This window comes from Clostridioides sp. ES-W-0018-02, from assembly GCF_020658175.1.
In the GTDB taxonomy this organism is placed as follows: Bacteria; Bacillota; Clostridia; order Peptostreptococcales; family Peptostreptococcaceae; genus Clostridioides.
Genome location: NZ_JACVVY010000004.1, coordinates 371,434 through 390,418, shown reverse-complemented (window position 1 = coordinate 390,418; position 18,985 = coordinate 371,434). Strand labels below are relative to the sequence as shown.

16 protein-coding genes are annotated in these 18,985 nt (G+C 26.5%); 8 read left to right on the top strand and 8 right to left on the bottom strand.

The features are described 5' to 3' along the window. Positions 1-268 precede the first annotated feature (268 nt). Positions 269-2,002 carry a sensor domain-containing diguanylate cyclase gene (locus tag IC219_RS12815; protein WP_227831176.1) on the top strand — a complete coding sequence of 578 codons (1,734 nt, stop codon included), beginning with the start codon at positions 269-271 and terminating at the stop codon, positions 2,000-2,002. A gap of 670 nt (positions 2,003-2,672) precedes the next feature. Here the strand turns inward: IC219_RS12815 and IC219_RS12810 are convergent. Next, positions 2,673-2,843 carry a hypothetical protein gene (locus tag IC219_RS12810; protein ID WP_227482292.1) on the bottom strand — a complete coding sequence of 57 codons (171 nt, stop codon included), beginning with the start codon at positions 2,841-2,843 and terminating at the stop codon, positions 2,673-2,675. A 196-nt stretch (positions 2,844-3,039) separates the two neighbouring features. Here IC219_RS12810 and IC219_RS12805 point away from each other — a divergent pair, with 196 nt between their 5' ends. Together IC219_RS12805 and IC219_RS12800 are read left to right on the top strand one after the other, a co-directional pair. Continuing rightward, entirely contained in the window at positions 3,040-4,026 is a 987-nt protein-coding gene (locus IC219_RS12805; RefSeq protein WP_227831177.1) for a CPBP family intramembrane glutamic endopeptidase, read from the top strand. A gap of 28 nt (positions 4,027-4,054) precedes the next feature. Then, a complete protein-coding gene (locus IC219_RS12800) occupies positions 4,055-4,366 on the top strand; it encodes a hypothetical protein (RefSeq protein ID WP_227831178.1) in 312 nt (103 codons plus the stop codon). 317 nt (positions 4,367-4,683) lie between these two features. Here IC219_RS12800 and IC219_RS12795 read toward each other — a convergent pair whose 3' ends face one another. Together IC219_RS12795 and IC219_RS12790 are read right to left on the bottom strand one after the other, a co-directional pair. Then, positions 4,684-7,227, bottom strand: coding sequence for a cell wall-binding repeat-containing protein (locus tag IC219_RS12795; protein ID WP_227831179.1), 2,544 nt, complete (start codon positions 7,225-7,227; stop codon positions 4,684-4,686). A 159-nt stretch (positions 7,228-7,386) separates the two neighbouring features. After that, positions 7,387-7,674: a hypothetical protein gene (locus IC219_RS12790; RefSeq protein WP_227831180.1), complete on the bottom strand. Its 288-nt coding sequence runs from the start codon at positions 7,672-7,674 to the stop codon at positions 7,387-7,389. Between the two features lie 921 nt (positions 7,675-8,595). Between IC219_RS12790 and IC219_RS12785 the strand changes: the two genes are divergently transcribed. Then, positions 8,596-9,951: an MATE family efflux transporter gene (locus IC219_RS12785; protein WP_227434323.1), complete on the top strand. Its 1,356-nt coding sequence runs from the start codon at positions 8,596-8,598 to the stop codon at positions 9,949-9,951. Between the two features lie 111 nt (positions 9,952-10,062). On the opposite strand, the gene IC219_RS12780 is transcribed toward IC219_RS12785, so the two are convergent. After that, positions 10,063-10,713: a diphthine--ammonia ligase gene (locus IC219_RS12780; RefSeq protein ID WP_227434322.1), complete on the bottom strand. Its 651-nt coding sequence runs from the start codon at positions 10,711-10,713 to the stop codon at positions 10,063-10,065. 90 nt (positions 10,714-10,803) lie between these two features. After that, positions 10,804-11,232, bottom strand: a complete 429-nt coding sequence (locus IC219_RS12775) for a DMT family transporter (protein WP_227434321.1) — start codon at positions 11,230-11,232, stop codon at positions 10,804-10,806. 152 nt (positions 11,233-11,384) lie between these two features. On the opposite strand from IC219_RS12775, the gene IC219_RS12770 reads away from it, so the two are divergent. Both IC219_RS12770 and IC219_RS12765 read left to right on the top strand, forming a co-directional pair. Beyond that, positions 11,385-11,933 carry a DUF308 domain-containing protein gene (locus IC219_RS12770; RefSeq protein WP_227434320.1) on the top strand — a complete coding sequence of 183 codons (549 nt, stop codon included), beginning with the start codon at positions 11,385-11,387 and terminating at the stop codon, positions 11,931-11,933. A 118-nt stretch (positions 11,934-12,051) separates the two neighbouring features. Continuing rightward, the gene (locus IC219_RS12765; RefSeq protein WP_227831181.1) at positions 12,052-12,993 is read left to right on the top strand and encodes a TIGR01212 family radical SAM protein; all 942 of its coding nucleotides are present in this window, start codon (positions 12,052-12,054) and stop codon (positions 12,991-12,993) included. 153 nt (positions 12,994-13,146) lie between these two features. Here the strand turns inward: IC219_RS12765 and IC219_RS12760 are convergent, their stop codons facing one another. Then, complete coding sequence (locus tag IC219_RS12760; protein WP_227434318.1) at positions 13,147-14,091, bottom strand: DMT family transporter; 945 nt, start codon at positions 14,089-14,091, stop codon at positions 13,147-13,149. 325 nt (positions 14,092-14,416) lie between these two features. On the opposite strand from IC219_RS12760, the gene IC219_RS12755 reads away from it, so the two are divergent. After that, complete coding sequence (locus tag IC219_RS12755) at positions 14,417-15,838, top strand: sigma-54 interaction domain-containing protein (RefSeq protein WP_227434317.1); 1,422 nt, start codon at positions 14,417-14,419, stop codon at positions 15,836-15,838. Between the two features lie 199 nt (positions 15,839-16,037). After that, on the top strand, positions 16,038-16,622 hold the full coding sequence (locus IC219_RS12750; protein ID WP_227482286.1) for a zinc dependent phospholipase C family protein: 585 nt from the start codon (positions 16,038-16,040) through the stop codon (positions 16,620-16,622). Positions 16,623-16,815: 193 nt separating this feature from the next. On the opposite strand, the gene IC219_RS12745 is transcribed toward IC219_RS12750, so the two are convergent. After that, complete coding sequence (locus IC219_RS12745; protein WP_227434315.1) at positions 16,816-17,595, bottom strand: HAD family hydrolase; 780 nt, start codon at positions 17,593-17,595, stop codon at positions 16,816-16,818. Positions 17,596-17,664: 69 nt separating this feature from the next. After that, positions 17,665-18,921 (bottom strand): competence/damage-inducible protein A, encoded by a 1,257-nt coding sequence (locus IC219_RS12740; RefSeq protein WP_227831182.1) that lies wholly within the window; start codon positions 18,919-18,921, stop codon positions 17,665-17,667. Between the last annotated feature and the right edge of the window lie 64 nt (positions 18,922-18,985).

The following is an 18,985-nucleotide window of genomic DNA, read 5'->3' as shown; positions in this document are numbered from 1 at the left end:
AATAAAATTAATTTAAATTTAAGTCACTAGGCTATTTAGAGTAACTATTTTTGATTTATTTGTGTTTTTATAATAAAATCATTTGATGCTATAAATCAGAGTTAACATAGATAAAATAAGTTTTTATATAAAAAACCTACTTTTACTTAAAATATTGCATAAATTTTTCTTATTTCATAGAAATGTCATAGTTCAACAAAGTTTTCTAATTTAAAAGCATTAATGTATAATATAATTAATTTATATAATATTAAGAAAGGGGAATATCATGAGCACACTCTCAAAAAAAGCACCTGAATTGGTAAGACATATTTTAATGAGTTTTTATGTAAATCGAGATATTAATGAGGTATTAAGATATCTGTCAAAAGATATTACTTGGATTGGTCCAGGAGAACAAGAGTTTCTCACTTCTTTTAATGAAATAAAAGACTATTTTTATGCTGGTCAAAATGAAGTCCCTTCTTGTGATATGAATAATGAAACATTTGAAGTTGTAAGTGAAGATAAATATAGATGTATTGTAGTAGGAAAATATACTATTCGTACTAAAGAAAATGACCAAATGATTTTAGAGGTGTGTCAGCGTTGTACATTTGAAATAATTGAAAATAATGGACAGTTATTGGTGAGACATATGCACATATCAAATCCATATAGTGAAATGCAAGTTGATGAATTCTTCCCTAATAAAATAGGAACACAAAGTTATGATTATTTGCAAAGATTACTAAAGGAAAAAACAGAAGTAATTGAAATGATTACCAATAATATCAATGGTGGATTAAAAGGAAGTAATGATGATGATACATATTCATTCTTCTATGTCAATGAAGGATTACCCAAAATATTAGGATATACATACGATGAGTTTATTGAAATGAGTGGTGGCTCTGCAGTAGGTGCTGTATACCCACCAGATTTACCTAAAGCACTAGAAGATTGCCAACGTTGTTTTGCAAAAGGCACTACCTATTCATCTGAATATAGAATACGTAAAAAAGATGGAACATTAATGTGGGTATTAGACTCTGGAATGAAATCCTTAAATAGTGATGGTATCGTAAAAATTAATAGCATTATTACAGATATCACTCAACTAAAAAATATAGAGTCTGAATTAAAGTTAGAGAGAGAACGCTATCGCATTGCTTTACAAAACATTACAGATATTATGTTTGAATATGACATTAAAAACGATAACTTTATGATATATCAACGAGTTGAAATAGACCGAAAAATTGAACTAGAAAATTTTGAAACGAAAAATTATTCTAACATATTGAAAGATGGAAAAAGCATTCATCTTGATGATATTGGTAAATTATTAGAAGTACTTCGCGGAAATCTTCGTGAAACAATTGAAATACGACAGTTAGAATCATTAACTAAAGATGAATGGAGATGGATTCGTGTTCAATGTTCAGTTATTTATGATGGTGATCATAATCCAATCAAAACAATTGGCGTTTTGAAAGATATAACTGAAGACAAATCTAAATTAGAAAAATTAATTGCTCAAACTCAACGAGATCCATTAACACAGCTTTATAATCAAAAAGCATCAGAAAATTTTATAGATGAGTATCTTAACAGTACTAAACAAAAAAATAATGAAGCTTTAATGGTCATTGACATTGATGACTTTAAAACTGTAAATGATTCTTTTGGACATTTAGAAGGAAATGAAGTTTTAGTTGCTGTTTCAAAAATATTAATGCAAAATGCAGATGATAAGGATATGGTTGCTCGTATTGGCGGAGATGAGTTTATGATATTTATGAAATCGTTGACAAAGGATTTTGTAATAAAAAGTATTAATGATATTTTAACTGATGTAAGCAAAATAAAAGTAAAAAACAATCATCAAATAACATTAAGTATTGGTATCGCTTTTGCTACAGATTCAAGTAAATCATATAAAAACTTATTTTCTAAAGCAGATGAAGCTTTGTATTTAGCAAAAGCAAGTGGTAAAAATTGTTACAGAATATGTGAATAATATATTTATTTAACATATTCCATATTAATATAAATTTAATTTATAAGATATATACTTTTATAAATGCTATAATGAAGCACTGTAAACAGTAAATTCTTCCCAAGTTAAGTTATTACAATCAATATAATTTTTAATAATTCAACTTCTTTACTATATGCTCCAATCCTCTAACTACTACTTATATATTAAACTTTCTGAGGTTAACATATAGACCTCTTTACTGGTTTTTATACTATCTTTTAATCTTATACATATTTTATATATAACGAAATATTTTTGTATAAAAACATTTCGTTATATATAAGTTTCTAATTTTATAATCAATAATATAAGTTAAAATATTTGTCAATTTAATAAGATGTATTTTTAATTTGTGTTATTGTTTATAAGTCATCTCGATGATATACTGAAATTATTTAAAACATCTTTCATATGCTTAAAGAATAAAAGTACTATGAAAACAAAAAATTTAAAGAATATCCCCCTTTTACTGACAGTTTTTTCTTGGCATCAAAAGATGGAAATGCGATTTTTCCAAATGTCAAAAAACTTGATATTTCAGGAAGTCGCTACTTTAAATCAATTAATAAACTTAAAATACCTCTAAATCTAGAATCTTAATCAACATTTATAGTATATTCAAGTTGTAGTGCTAAGTTTACCCATTTACTCAAGTATCTAAATCTATTGTTAACTCTTTTTCATACTTTTTATAATTTTTTAATTTTTCTACTTCCACTTCAAGTAAATTGGATAAAATATTTTCATTTATGCTATCTTCATTGATTAATTTATTAAGTAAATGTTCTATATAATTACTATCTATCTTTTTTATTTCCATAAAAATTAGCCCTTCTAAATAAAATTTTATTAATTTATTTTTATTATATTATATTTGAAATTAAATCAATTTGTATTTGTAATTTTTTAGACACTCTTTATACTTATACTACTGCTATACTTTGATTAGGAAAATTAAATCTAATATAATTTTGTGATTATTTAAAAAAAGTCATATCTTAAAGGAGGTTTTTCTATTGAAGTTAAAAGAAAAATGGATTGATTTATTAAACCCAAAATATATTGAAAACGAGGAAAAAAGAAATAAAATACAGATTATAATATTTTTTTCTATAACTTTTGGTTTAACTTATTTATTAGGTTTTCTATTATATTTCAATAAGTTTATTGACCCAGAAAATTTTGGATTATTTATGATGATATTGCCCTTATCCTCAGTTGCAATCGCAAAATTTTATACAGAAGGAATGACTAATGATAAATATAAATTTTATTCATTAATAATATTATTTTTTCTAATTTACTTATTTTTACTTATTATTGAATTATTAAACTTAATAAATAATCAGCAATTTCAATCATTAAATACTATATTGGTTATTATAAGTAGTTTATCTATTATTCTTTATTCTGACAGTATAAAAGATTTGTCTCCTATAAAAAATATTAAAGTAGGTTGTTTATTAATTTTTTATTTCATGTTTTCCAAAATTATTCCAGAATCACTTAGCCTAATAATACAAGGAAATCAACCTAACTATGAAGGTATTTTTAATTATATATTCTCTTCTATGATGTTATTCTTCTCTATATACCCTTTTTTTGGTGAAGAATATGGTTGGAGAGGATTTTTGCAAGATATATTTTTTGATAGATTTGGTAAAAAAATTGGTATTCTAGCACTAAGTATGTGTTGGAGTTTGTGGCATTTACCTCTAATATTTACATTATATACACCCGAAACACCAGTATTAGGCTTAATAACTCGCTCAATATATATATTTGGAATTTCAATATTTTTAGGATATGTATACATGAAGACTAAAAATGTATGGTTTTGTGCTATAATCCACGCTTTAAATAATACATCTTTTCTTATATCAGGTTCTAGTATTACCTATTGTTCAACTATTACTTATTCTGATATATTAGAAATATCCATACTTATTTTAATTTTTTATGTTCCATTTCTATTTACAAAAGAATATAAGCAAAACACATAAAAATTATTATGTAAAGGAGATATACTATATGAACTTTTGGAATACCTATCTTATACTTATTGGAATAGGAATTATAATATTAACTACAACAATATACTTAATTAAATATAAAATTGTTTTTTGTAGTGAAAAATATTTTAATAAATTAGAATCAATGTATGGAAATATAGATAAAAAAAGAATTGTTAAAAATGAGAGATATAATATGGATGAATTAAAAAAAATTCATAAAGAGGAAATAATTTACATAGAAAAATATAGAAAATATTATGATTATAGTTTTAAATTTTATAATAATATGAAAGAAATGAACTCTATTGAAAATATAAGAAAAGGCTAGAATTAAGTCATCCTTGAAATCTAAAAATAACCCTGTAACCTCATTTTATATTACTTTGTATGTAGCATTTTTAACACCCTTTTTTGTAATTATAATTAGTAAATTAAAAATATACTTTATTATCATTGAAAGTTTTATCTTGATTTTCTTTATTCTTATTCTAGGTAAAGCAAATAAAAAATCAATGGAGTTTAAAGAATACCAGATATATTGCATGACTTCATTACAAATGTTGGATGACATGGAAAATAAAAAACTTATAGAAAGAAAATATATAAAAAGAAGGTAACAACTAACTCTAGTTGCTACCTTCTAGTCTATTTAACTAAGTTTTCTACTTCACTAAATGCTTTCTCATTCCCATCCCCGCCAATTTGAGTTATATTTTTGAACTTTTTATTTTTGATTAACTCTTTTTGGCTATTATCTAATCCATTTCCAACTAAGACTACTGGAGATTCAGTTTTGCCTGCAAGTACTCCTACTGATAAAGCATCTACTAAATCATCTTGTTTATTCATTCCATTCTTAGCTACATATAAGTCATTAAGTATCTCTTTTCTATAGAAATGATTTATTACTTTTGAATTAGTTTCTGTTCTATCAGAACCCGCTATTTTAGTTACAGATGGTAATGTATTACTCACTTTTTTAGTATTAAATAAAGATTCTCCACCTATTACATATGACTTTGATACTTCTTTATTACCTATTAAGTCTTTTATATCTTTCATATCATCATTTTGATTGGTAAGAAGAATTGGCATTTCCTCTTTTGCTGATATAGCTCCCATGCTTACTGCATCAGCTAGTCCTTTTTCTCCATTAACCACTACCACTTTTGACAACTTGGAGTTTTTATCTAATTCTTTTGCAAGTTTTATTGATGTTTCGTATCTATCATTTCCAGATATCCTAATTACATTTAATCCCTTTGTCTTTAAATCAGATACTACTTTTTCACCTACAGACTTTAATCCACCTACTATGTACACATTTTTTACTTCTAATCTCTTTATTTCTTTTTCTGTTAATTTATTTAAACTATCATTTTTAGTAAGCAGTATTGGTGCATCTTTAGACTTGGCAAATGGTGTTGCTGATAAGGCATCAGATATACTAGAATCATTTATTAACACTATATTATCAGCTTTATTCCATCCTTTTTGACTTATTTTTACTGATGTTTCATTTCTGTCTGAACCAACTAGTTTTGAGTTTGAAGTTGCTGTGCTAGGTTTAGAAGACTCTTCATTTGTGGATGATGAACCTCCTCCACCCCCTGACGAATTTCCTCCTGATGTTGATTTTTTTTGATTTGACCAATCTAACTCTTCTAATTTTGTGTTTTTGCTTACATCTAAACGGGTTAATCTATTTTCTCTACAATACAACCTATTAAGTTCTGTGTTTTTCGTTACATCCAAGCTAGTTAATTCATTTTGTGAACAATTTAAACTTCTCATAAGGACATTATTACTTACATCTAAACTGGTTAATTTATTTTGCGAACAATTTAAAAGACTCATAAGGACATTACTACTTACATCTAAACTGGTTAATTCATTTTGTGAACAATCTAAATTTCTTATCTTACCGTTTTTGTTTACATCTAAATTTGTTAATTGGTTTTTTTGACAGTTTAATGTAACAAGTTCCACATTATCAGAAAGATTTAAATTTACTAATTCATTTTGTGCACAAATTAAGTATTTAATATTTTTATTTTTACTTGTATTTAAACTATCTAATTTATTTTTATAACAAGTTAAATTCTCCAAGTCAATATTTTTACTTATATCCAAAACATTTATCTCATTACCATAACAATATAATTCTATAAGTTCTATATTATTCCCTATATTCAAATTTGTTAATTTGTTTCCTGCACAATCTAGATATTTTAAATTCTTATTGCTGCTTATATATAAATCCTGTAGATTACTTTCACTACAAGTTAAATCTTCTAAATTAATACAATTTTCGATATTTAGATTACTTAATTTTTCTTGATTACAATATATTTTTACAAGTTTTTCATGGTTTTTCAAATTTAAACTCTGCAATTTATTATTTTGACAACTTAACTTAAGAAGTTCTTTATTATTATCTAAATTTATATTTGTTAATTGATTAAATGAAAAGTTTAAATCTTGTAATTCTAAATTTGTAGATACATCTAAAGTATTTAAATTATTATACTCACACTTTAAAATTTTTAATTTCTGATTCTTAGACAAATTCAAACTACTCAATTCATTTTCAAAGCATAAAAGAGTTGTCAGATTAGTTGCTTTAGTTATATCTAAGTTTTTCAAATTATTTTTTCTACAGTTCAATTTTTCTAATTTAGAATTTTCTATAACTAAGTTTGTTAGATTATTTTCCCCACAATGTACTGTTATTAACTCTTTATTATTTCTTAAGTCTAGACTTGTTAACTGATTTTCATTACAATACAATTCTTTTAAATTTATATTGTTACTTAAATCTAGATTAGTTAACTGATTTCCTCTACAACTAAAATTTTCTAACCCAATAAAATAATTAATTCCTGATAAATTTTCTATTGATTTGCTTCCTAATATTAAATCTTTTGTAGATTCTATAATCGCTTTTTTCGAAGTTCCAATAGGATTCCCATCATCCAAAATACCTAATTTATCACAAATTACTTTTCTAAAATTTTCATCAGGAAAGGCTTCTTCCATTGTCATATTTTCTAAGTTATTAATTTGCCTTGCTTCATATCTAACTTCCATATTCTTCTCAATATCTTGTGCATTTATATCATGTACTAAAGGTGATACAACTACCAATGAAAGTGATAAAATAACTGCTTTTTTACTTAAAGTTTTCATCCCCACACCTCAATTAAAGTAATATTTATTCAATTGAATTGTAGCACATATTATAAAATTTCGAAATAAACTTTGAAATTAATATCCTAATCTTCAAATAATTTTTATTGTTTATAGACAAAGAAGGTAACAACTATTTTAATTGCTACCTTCTAATCATCAATTCTTAAGTTTTGATATACTAAAATTTTCAACTTGAGACTTAAATAACTGCTCAATCTCGTCAATTATACTTTGTATCTTACTTTCATGTTCTAAATCATAATATATATTTATCTCACCGATGCTATTTATACTTATAGAATATTCTTTTCTTTCTATTATACATATGCTTCCACAATCTGATAAATCATTCTTGTATATTGATTTTAATTGTCTTTTTATCTTGAGAAAGTCTATCACTGGATAAATATTATTTGGATAAAAACTCTTATCATTTATTAACATCTTATCCACCCCTTATCATTCTATTTATTAAATTTATACCTTAATCAAAATCATATTAAACATATTTTCCATATTTTTCATAATTATTTATAATAAAATATTAAATCTATAATTTGGCTTTTACAAACTCTCTAGCCTTATCCATTGTAGACCACACATCATTGTCATATATCTGAGTGAATTTTTTTCCTATAATCTTACTCATTTCTTTTATTTTATTGCAAGTTACTCCACCAATTACATACAGATTTTGTGTTTAATGTGGCTTATAGGCTTCTATATCTGTAACTAGATAACTTTCTTTTACTCTCTTGTAATATAGTCCTAAAATGTCTGCTGATACTTTATCATCACCACTATAAACAATTGTTTATACATTTGCTTCACATCATTATTTACAATACTCTTATTTAATATACCTTCTACAATTAACTTGGCCATACTTTCATATCCAAGTTTTTTAGTTCTCTAATAATCTTCTTTATTGTCACAGAAAAAACTTTCAATTAACATTGCTGTAGGCTTTGAATCATTTAAAATATATCCGATAATATTGGTGCAACTCCAAGCAAAATAAATAATTCAAATTCTAAGTTTTATACAAAACAAGAAGCACAATTGTTATTAGAAAAATAGAAAAATATCCTTATAGGTATACCAATTTTTCTGATGCTAACTCTTGGATTGCATTTTGGTAAAGCTGTATCACTTAGATGGTCAGTTAAATGTCAGTAATATAGATAATACAATTTACTTATAAAACATTTAAAATCACTATTGTTTAATAAAATTTATAATTATTTGCTATTTGCTGTTGACATTGGTACTATACTATAGTTTATCATCTATATTAGTAATAAATAAAATTATTAATTAATAGTTTCATAATTTTTATAATAGCTTTACAAGGAGTGATAATAAATGGATACAAAAATATCTATAGACGAAAACATAAGTTTGGGCAAAAGGTTTTTTAAATACTTAGCTCCATCTGTAGTTGCAATGTGGGTTTTCTCATTATATACAATGGTTGATGGAATATTTGTAAGTAAAGGAGTTGGAGAATTAGCCTTAGCTGCTGTTAATATATCTATGCCTTTTATTAATTTTATATTTGCGGTTTCTTTGTTATTTTCAACTGGTGCATCTACTATAATCGCAATTTATCTAGGAAAAAAAGATATCAAATCTGCAAATGAAGTTTTTTCATTTAATTTAGTATCAATAATTATACTATCATTAATTATATTGGCAGTAACCTTTTTTAACTTAGATAGATTGGCATTATTTTTAGGTGCCACAGAATCTACAATTGGTATGGTTAAAGACTACCTAGGAATAATAATATTTTTTAATGGTTTCTTTATAGTCTCCTATTCTTTAGAAGTTATAATAAAAACTGATGGATTCCCAATATTGGCTACTGTTGGTGTTATAATATCAGCCCTTACAAACATCATACTAGATTATTTATTTGTAATAGAGTTTGGATGGGGTGTAAAGGGTGCTGGTATTGCGACTGGTTTGTCTCAAGTTTTTTCTACTGTTTTTTTCTTAATACACTTTTTTAGAAAAAACTCAACTTTGAATTTTTCTAAATTTAAGGTTAATTTTAAGACACTTAGAAAAATTCTCTTTATAGGTTTCCCTGATTCAACTACTGAATTAAGCTGCGGTATAGTTGTTTTACTTTTTAACTTGAGTCTTACTAAATATATAGGAGAAAATGCGCTTATTTATTATAGTGTTATAAACTATATAAACACATTGGTTCTTATGACTATGATGGGTATCACTCAGGGTATGCAACCACTTACTAGTTTTTATTATGGTGCAGGAAACATAGATAATGTAAAGAAATTATTGAAGATGGGTGTAAAAGCTACAATAATAGCTTCAATAGCTGTATTTGCAATCTGTATGACTTTTTCAGAACCAATAGTTTCTCTGTTTATTCACCCAGAAGAGACTATATTATTCAATGAAGGAGTTCGTGTATTTAAAATATTCTCTATATCATTCTTATTAGTTGGATTTAATGTAATAATTTCAGGATTCTTTGTTTCAGTAGAAAAACCATCAATTTCTACAGTTATATCTCTTGGTAGAGGTCTTATAATCGTCTCTCTAAGTTTAATTGTAATGATACTAATGTTTGGTGGTCAAGGAATATGGATGACTACTATTGTTTCTGAATTTATATGCCTTATTGCATCAATAATTTTCTTAAAGAAGAATTTTTCTACATTAGATTCTAGTCTAAAAAAAATAGCTTAAACAAAAGTAGCAATAATAATATATAAAATACAGAATACCTATTATACAATCTTGCAAACATCAATACTTTGCATACATTAAGATTGTATAATAGGTATTTTATTTATGTACTTATTTTATTTCTAAATAACCATAACCATCTTTTATTACATTTCCTTTTACTTCATATTCTACAGGAGTTCTAAATACTGGCCCATCTACTACAAATGTATGATATTCTCCATGCTCTCCACATGGGTCTGAGCCTGTTTCTTTTATCTTTTTCACAAGTTCTCTGGTTAATTTTTTTCCTAGAAATTCCTCTCCTAAATGCTTTAAGTTTACTTTTGTTATGACACTACAAAATCCACTATCTATAAATTCATATACCAATTCCTCTCTACTTTCTTGCCACAATGGTAGTTCTACCTTCATACCAACTGCATCACATCTGTCAGAGTCCCACTTTTTGTGACTTTCTATATCTATATCTCCATATGCACATATTGTTGCTCCCATGTTTTTAGCTTTTATTAAAGCTCTCTCAAAACTCTCTTCATACCCTTCTACTCCACATTCAGCAACTAACAAAGGTAGTCCAATACTATCACTTACTTGTTTAAGCATCTTATGCTCTAAGTTATGAGTCCATGATTTTCCATGTTCTTCACTTATAGTTGTCAAGAGTGCCACAGGCTTATATCCTTTTTCCAACATTCTATTTAATGCTAATATACTATCTTTACCACCACTAAATGACATTACAAATTTTTCATCAGCCATTCCTAACACCTCTTTCTTTTAACTTTACTTACTATCCTAATTATACCAAATTTTTAAGTTATATAGCAAATTATATAGTATTTTAAATCATTAGTTTACTATAAAGAATGTACCTAAAATTAAAAGTATAACCCCTATGTATTTGTATAAATGCATTGTTTCTTGTCCCAAAATCACACTATCAATAAAAAAACCGATTAGAACTTGAGATACAAGTGTTAATATAAGTGTATTTGATACCCCTAAGTTTGGAATTGCTTTTACTGTAAAATATATTATTAGCCCTCCAAATACTCCTCCTAGCAATAACTTATAATTAAAACCATTTAAAGATACTAAACATTTTAAATCTCCAGCAACTATTATACTTGCAAGAAAAAATATTGCTCCTACAGTCAAACTTATAAAGGTGGCAACCAATGCTGTTGTACTCTTACCTAATTCTCCATTTATAAAAGCTTCAAGAGCAGTAGACCCACCCGCCAATAATGCAAATATTATTGCCCATAATTTTGTCATGGACAAACCTCCTCCTATATAATTCTATTAATAAGAGTTTATGATACAACCTATTAATTAATTACTAACTAGAGTTTTATTTTTATACTATGTGGCTTTATTTGAGTATAAATTTCTGTTATAATTGTTCTATTGATTTTGGAGGTGATTTTATGTATACAAATTTTAATATCAATTTTGATAACTTTAATAAAAAGGAAAATGCTACTAAATTTATGATAATGGGAGTGTTACTTGTTATATTGGGATTCTTGTGCCTTACGTTTAAGACTCTAGGTATAAAATTAATTTCTTGGACTTTTGGAGTTGCACTTTTATTCTTTGCATATTTAAATCTTAAAAACATTAATGAGTTAAAAAGATATGCTACTAAAGAAGAAATTAAACCATCTACCAATGTTCAATGGATTCTAATAATTACATGTATACTACTTTTTATATTTCCTCAAAAAATACAGAGTATTTTCTCATTACTTTTGGGCTTTTATTTAATTTTTAATCAACTCGTAGTGTTTGTAAATAGTAAAAATAATCCATATTCTAAGTTTACAACTTGGAATATAGTTAAAACTTTATTTGGTATATGCCTTATATTGTCACCACTATTTTTATCTAGATTTATAGTCTCAATAATGTCATTTTTTATAATATTATTTGGACTTGCTCTATTTTTTTCTGGAAACAAATCTAGAAAGTATTAATTATTTTGTTGCTTTATTCTTCATTACTTAAAATAGAATTTGTTTAAGTCACCTATTTGTGGTAATATGTTTTTTGTACAAATTTAATGTACAATTTTATTAGAAATAGGTGATTACTTTGGATAAATTTAAATATGCTTTTGATAATAAAAGATATCATACTTGGAATTACTACCTTAGAAATACATTTGGAGAAAAAGTCTTTAAAGTATCAATAAATGCAGGATTTACTTGCCCAAATATTGACGGAAGTATTGGCTATGGTGGTTGTACTTATTGCAGTAGAGAAGGTTCAGGCGACTTTGCTGGAAATCCTAAGGATAATCTTATTAATCAATTTTATAATATAAGAGAAATGATGTTAAAAAAATGGCCTCATGCTAAATATATTGGCTACTTTCAAGCTTATACAAATACTTATGCACCTCTTGAGGTTTTAAAAGATAAATATGAAACTATACTATCTCTTGATGATGTTATAGGTCTTTCAATCTCAACAAGACCTGACTGTTTACCAGATGATGTAGTTGATTATCTATCTGAACTTAATAAAAGAACTAATCTATGGGTTGAACTTGGACTTCAGACAATTCATGATTCTACATCTAAAATTATAAATAGAGGACATGATTATAAAACATTTGTTGAAGGTGTTGAAAAATTAAAGGCTAAAAATATAAAAGTAGTTGTACACATTATAAATGGTCTACCTGGTGAAGATTATAATATGATGATGGAAACTGCTAAGGCAGTCGGCAAAATGAATGTGGATGGTATAAAAATACATCTATTACATGTTATAAAAGATACTCCTATGGAGAAAATGCTTCAAAATGGGATGTTAACTCTTATGAGCCAAGATGAATACATTAATCTTGTTTGTGACCAACTAGAAATATTACCTGAAACTATGATAATTCATAGACTTACTGGCGATGGTAAAAGAGATGAACTGGTTGGACCTTTATGGAGTTTAAAAAAATGGGAGATTTTAAATCAAATTGATGATACATTAAAATCTCGAAACTCCTATCAGGGGTGTAAATTTATTCAAGGTTAAATAAATGATTAAAGATAACATAATAGCTATAGATAGCTTTATATAAACATAAATCTATCTATAGTTATTTTATTGTTTCCAAAGCAAATTTCATATTAAAAATTACAATGAAAAATACCCCTATATAAATATATAAGGACAAAATACATACTCTTAAATACTTTCTGTTTTCTCAGTTTGTTTTAATTTATTAGACTTATAGAACATTTTTATTCCATCATAAGAAAGATTAAGTGCTATTACAGCTGATATCAACATTAACATCACTCCAAACAGCTTTCCTATAGAAAAACTTTCTCCTAGCATAGTGCATCCAATTATAACAGAGCCAACTAATTCTACTGATGCTACAACACCTGCAACAGATAACTCTACACCTTTAGATATACCTGCTGCATAAAAAATATATGCAAGTGCCGCTGGAACAACCCCTAACATCAACATACAAGATAAAATATTTAAATCTTTAGCATAGGTTAATATTTCCCATGGTCTAGCAGAAGGAATCATAAATATCGCTCCAAATAAAAAGCTGTAAACTAATATTGTTGAACTTGAAAATTCTTTTAAGGCATTCTTACTAATAGTTGGCATAAGTGCATACGCTATTGCAGATAATATTCCAAGCAATAATCCCATAGTACTTAAGTTTTGAAAATTTAAACTTCCACCAGTTACTGCCATAATAGCTCCAATAAAGCAAAAAATCAGCGAAAATATTTTACTTCTAGTAATACTCTCTTTATAAAAAAATTTTGAAAATACAGCTAAAAACAATGGCGATGTATACAATAAAACTGCTGCTACAGATACACCTACAGTATCAATAGCTTTAAAGTAACATAAATTAAACATAGCTTGACATATAATTCCTATTATTACTGAATAAATAATTCCTCTTTTGTTTATTTTCAAAATATGTGGTGTTCTTATAGCTGAATAAACACCTAAAACTATAAATCCAAAAAATAATCTTGTAAATGCTACTTGTTCTGATGTCAATCCACTTCCCATCAGAAACTTTCCAAACAACCCAAGTGTAGCCCATAAGATTCCTGCTGTTGCTATAAATACATACCCTTTACTTTTTTCTCCCATCTTAAATACCCCTCTACTATTATTTAGTCAATACACATCATTTTTATCAAGCAAAAACCATGCCACTTTTATTTTATTTATATCGACACTAAAAACTTAGAATTTGCAACAATATTACTAGTTTTTCAACTTTTCTATAGTTATTTCAAGTATATTTTAAGTTGATTTAGACTCGCTTTAATTGTAAAATAAGTTATATATAACTTATTCAAAGTTAAAATAGACTGAAGTTTATGTATTATATAAAGATTATACTTTTAATTATATTTAATAAATTAAATATATTTTAATATATCATTAAAAATTTAGGGGGACAATAGGGAAAATGGATTTAGATTTAGAGTTTTATAAAAAAATATTAGAGGCTTCTCATGACGAAATATGTGCATCTGATGATAAAGGTATAATAATATATTGTAATAAGGCATTTGAAGAAAATTATGGTCTAAAAAAAGAAGATATTTTAGGAAAAAATGTTTCTTTCTTAGAAGAATCTGGATATTCAACAAAAAGCCCCATACCAGTAGTATTGAGAACAAAGTCTAAATTTTCACTTGAACAAGATACTCAAACAGGAAAAAAACTTATTATAACTGCAAGTCCTGTATTTGATGAAAATGGTGAGCTAGAATTCACGGTTGAAAATTGTAGAGATATAACCGAACTTAATAATATAAAAAATAAACTTGAAGATACAAAAAAACAAGTAAAAAAATACAAATCTGAAGTGGAAACACTATATAGAACTGCTCTTCGGATTGAAGATACAGTAATTATGGATGGCATAGTTATGAGACCTATTATGAATACAGTCAACCATGTTTCTAAAACTGATGTAAGCGTACTATTATTAGGAGAATCTGGAACAGGAAAGAGTTCACTTGCTAGATATATACATCACAATAGCAACAGGTCAAGTGGTCCATTTATAACTATAAACTGTGCAACTATATCTCCACAACTACTTGAATCTGAACTTTTTGGATATACTTCAGGTGCTTTTACAGGTGCAAGTACCAAAGGTAAAGTTGGTCTTGTAGAATTGGCTAACGGAGGAACTCTTTTTTTAGATGAAATAGGTGATATACCACAAAATCTACAAGCAAAATTTTTACAATTGATACAAGATAGGACTTTTACTCCAGTCGGAAGTTTAAAAAATAAAAAAGTTGACATAAGAATTATATCCGCTACAAATGCTGACTTAATTTCTAAAGTAAAAGAAAAAAAATTTAGAGAAGATTTATATTATAGATTAAATGTTATAGAAATAAAACTCCCTCCACTTAGAGAAAGAAAGGATAATTTAGTAGAGATTATAAAATATTATTTTAATAGATATTCAAGTGACTTTAATCTAAACAAGACAATTTCAAAAGAAGCTATAAGTATTATTGCAAACTACAGATTTCCAGGTAATATAAGAGAGTTACAGAATATAATTCAAAAAATCTTACTTACTTGTAGAGATAATCATATAACAACAGACGATTTACCAAGTATACTCACTAAAAATGTAAATATTGTAAATTATGGAAATAACCCTCCAACATACACAACCAATGTAGATAATTCTCTACATATTGATTATAAAAACAAAAACTTTGACACCTTGATTATGGAGTATGAAAAAAATGTAATTTTGGATGCTTATGAGAAATTTGGTAGTTCTTATAAAGTAGCTAGACAACTTGAAATTTCTCAATCCAAGGCTAATAGGCTAATTAGAAAGTATACTAATACTTAATTTTAAATTTGATAAATAAAAACTTAACATTATTTACATATTGTAAATTTCGCCAATTACTGGTATTATGAATATGGTTGAAATTATTTAAATAAATGTGATTGACTTAATTTCATATATTTACCATTAAACTTTTATCATAAATATCATATCATAATAATATATTTAATAAGTCTAATAAACTATACGAGGTGTAAATATGTTAATGAATACCCATTTTATTATGGCAAAATCGATACTTAATAATATAGATGAAAATAAAACATTCTTTATAAGCGAAAAAAATTTTATATATGGTAATATAAAGCCAGATGCTTTTTCTAAATATAAATTAAAAAAACATTATATGGATGAATCATTTAATATGATTGCTTCTAAAATAAAATATCTGTGCAGTCTTACTATAGACAGTGTTTCTAAATATTTTTCAGTAAGTAGACTTAGTCAAGAGCTTGGTGTTATCTGCCACTTTTTATGCGATTTTTTCTGCTTAGCTCATAGTGAACGCTGGGAATTTAAGCATAGTTTGAATAAACATGTTACTTATGAAAGAGAACTTGGAGCATTTGCAAAGGATGTTGATTTATCTAAAATTAAAGGTAATACTATAAATAGTGGATTTGAAAAATTTTTTGTTAAACTTTACAATGAATACAAAAAGAAAAGCGACTATATGAATGATTTAAAATTTTCAGCGTATACTTGCAATAGTGTTATAAATTATATATTAGATTCTATTTTAGCTAATACAATAAAATCATACCATATAGCAAATTGTGGTTAACTTAAGAATTTTAAACTGACAATTAATATAATCAAAATGACTGCTCTACAGAATATAAAATCTAGTTTTATAATTCTACTGAACAGTCATTTTTTTATACTGAATAGGTAATACCTTATAAAATTGATTAATTAGTAAATCAACAAACAAAAATAATTTACTAATTTTTTATTACTTCTCATCAATCTTATATCTAACTGTTTATTTTTATGATAGCATCTATAGCACTTTTTACACTATCTACTACATAATTTGCACTTTGTTTTACTTCTTCTCTTGCCTTTGACATTACAAAACTATATTTAAATCCCTCTAACATACAAATATCATTTGGAGAATCTCCAATAGTAGCAACTTCATCTGGACTTACATTTAGAGTTTTTATTACATGTTCTATGCTACCTCTTTTTGATACACTTTTAGGAACTATGTTTAAAGTATAAGTACTAGAAAAATATATTTCTAACACTTCACTAAACTCACTTTTTAAATATAATTCTATTCTAGACAACTCTTCTAAATTTTCAGAGCATATACCAATATTGCCTATAAGATTATCAAAACTATCTCTTTTCTCAAAATCGGGGTCCACTATAAAATCGCTAGAATAATGTCTAAAAGCTGTTGTGTCACTATCTACAATTACATCTCCTTTATATTTAAAATACAATTGTGCATCAGTTGATTCAAATCTATCAATAACTTTTTTTACTAATTTATCATCTATAGTTTGCTTAAAAATCACATTATAGTCTTTATCATGTATAAATGCACCATTTTCACATATATAATAGCCATTCATATCTAAGCTCCCTTCGATAATATCACGAGCCTGTTTGAAAACTCTACCTGTAGCAACATTAAACTGTACTCCTCTTTTTTCTATTTCCTCAATTGCTACTATATCTTCTTTTGTTATAGCTCCATTTTCATATAAAGTTCCATCTAAATCACAAAATATATGTTTTATCATAAATTAAAAGCCTCCAAAAATGATTTTATATTATACCAATACTTTAAATATAATCAATATCACAATAGTTTAAAGTTTTTCTAATTGTATTCTCAACTCATTAAGTAAATCTCTAGTAGCTCTCAATCTTATTTTTCTTCTATCTCCATTAAATATATTTTTTTTCACTATTATTTTTCCATTTATATATATTGCAGTATAAACCAACCCTACAGGCTTTTCCTCAGTTCCTCCACCAGGTCCAGCTACTCCAGTTGTAGATATACCTATATTAGCTCCAAGCCCTTTAGCAACGCCCTCAGCCATTTCTATTGCTGTTTGTTCACTTACTGCTCCAAAGTCTTCTAAAGTTTCTTTTTTTACTCCCAATCTTTTCATTTTGGCTTCATTAGAATATGTTACACATCCTTCAAGAAATACAGAAGATATTCCTGGGTAGTTTATAAGAGATGAAGATACCAAACCTCCAGTACAAGATTCAGCCACTGCTATTGTTAAGTTTTTTTCTACAAGAAGCTTAGAAACAGCATCTTCTAATGCAGACTCTCCTTCAGATACTGAAATATCTCCTTCAGTATATACATATTTACCTACTCTGTCCTTTATCTTTTCTTCTACTGGTCTTATAAATTCAAAAGCTTGTTCTTCATTTTCAGCTTTTGCAGTTATTCTTATTGTAACTTCTAATTCCTTTGCATACAAAGCAACTGTTGGATTAGTTTGTTCATCAATTATATCTAAAATTTCCAATTCTAGGTTTGACTCCCCTATTCCATACAATCTTAAAGTTTTTGATACTAGCATTTCCTTTGTAAATTGTTGTAGGTAAGGTTTGACACTTTCATTAAACATTGCCTTCATTTCTCTTGGAGGTCCAGGTAGTACTATTATACTTTTATCATCTTTCTTTAAAATAGCTCCTGGTGCTGTTCCATTATTATTTTTTAATACTATAGCATCCTTTGGAAAATATACTTGTTTCATATTATTTTCGGCCATTTTTTTTCCTGTTTTAACAAAGAATGATTCTAAGACTTCTAATGATGGTTTATGTAATTCTAATTCCTGTCCAAAATACTCTGCTGCAGTTTCTTTTGTCATATCATCACCAGTTGGTCCAAGACCTCCTGTAGTAATTACTAAATCACTTCTTTTTAAGCTTTCATCAAAACATTCTAAGAGTCTTTGCTTATTATCTCCAACTGTACTTTGATGGTATACTTCTATTCCCAATGCTGCAAGTTCTTTAGCTAAAAATTGAGAGTTTGTATTTACTATATCTCCCAACAGTATCTCTGTTCCTACACTTATTATTTCTGCTTTCAAATTTTATCACTCCTTGATTTATAGCCACTAAGACTAGTCTTAAGTTCATACCACTAATTTTAGC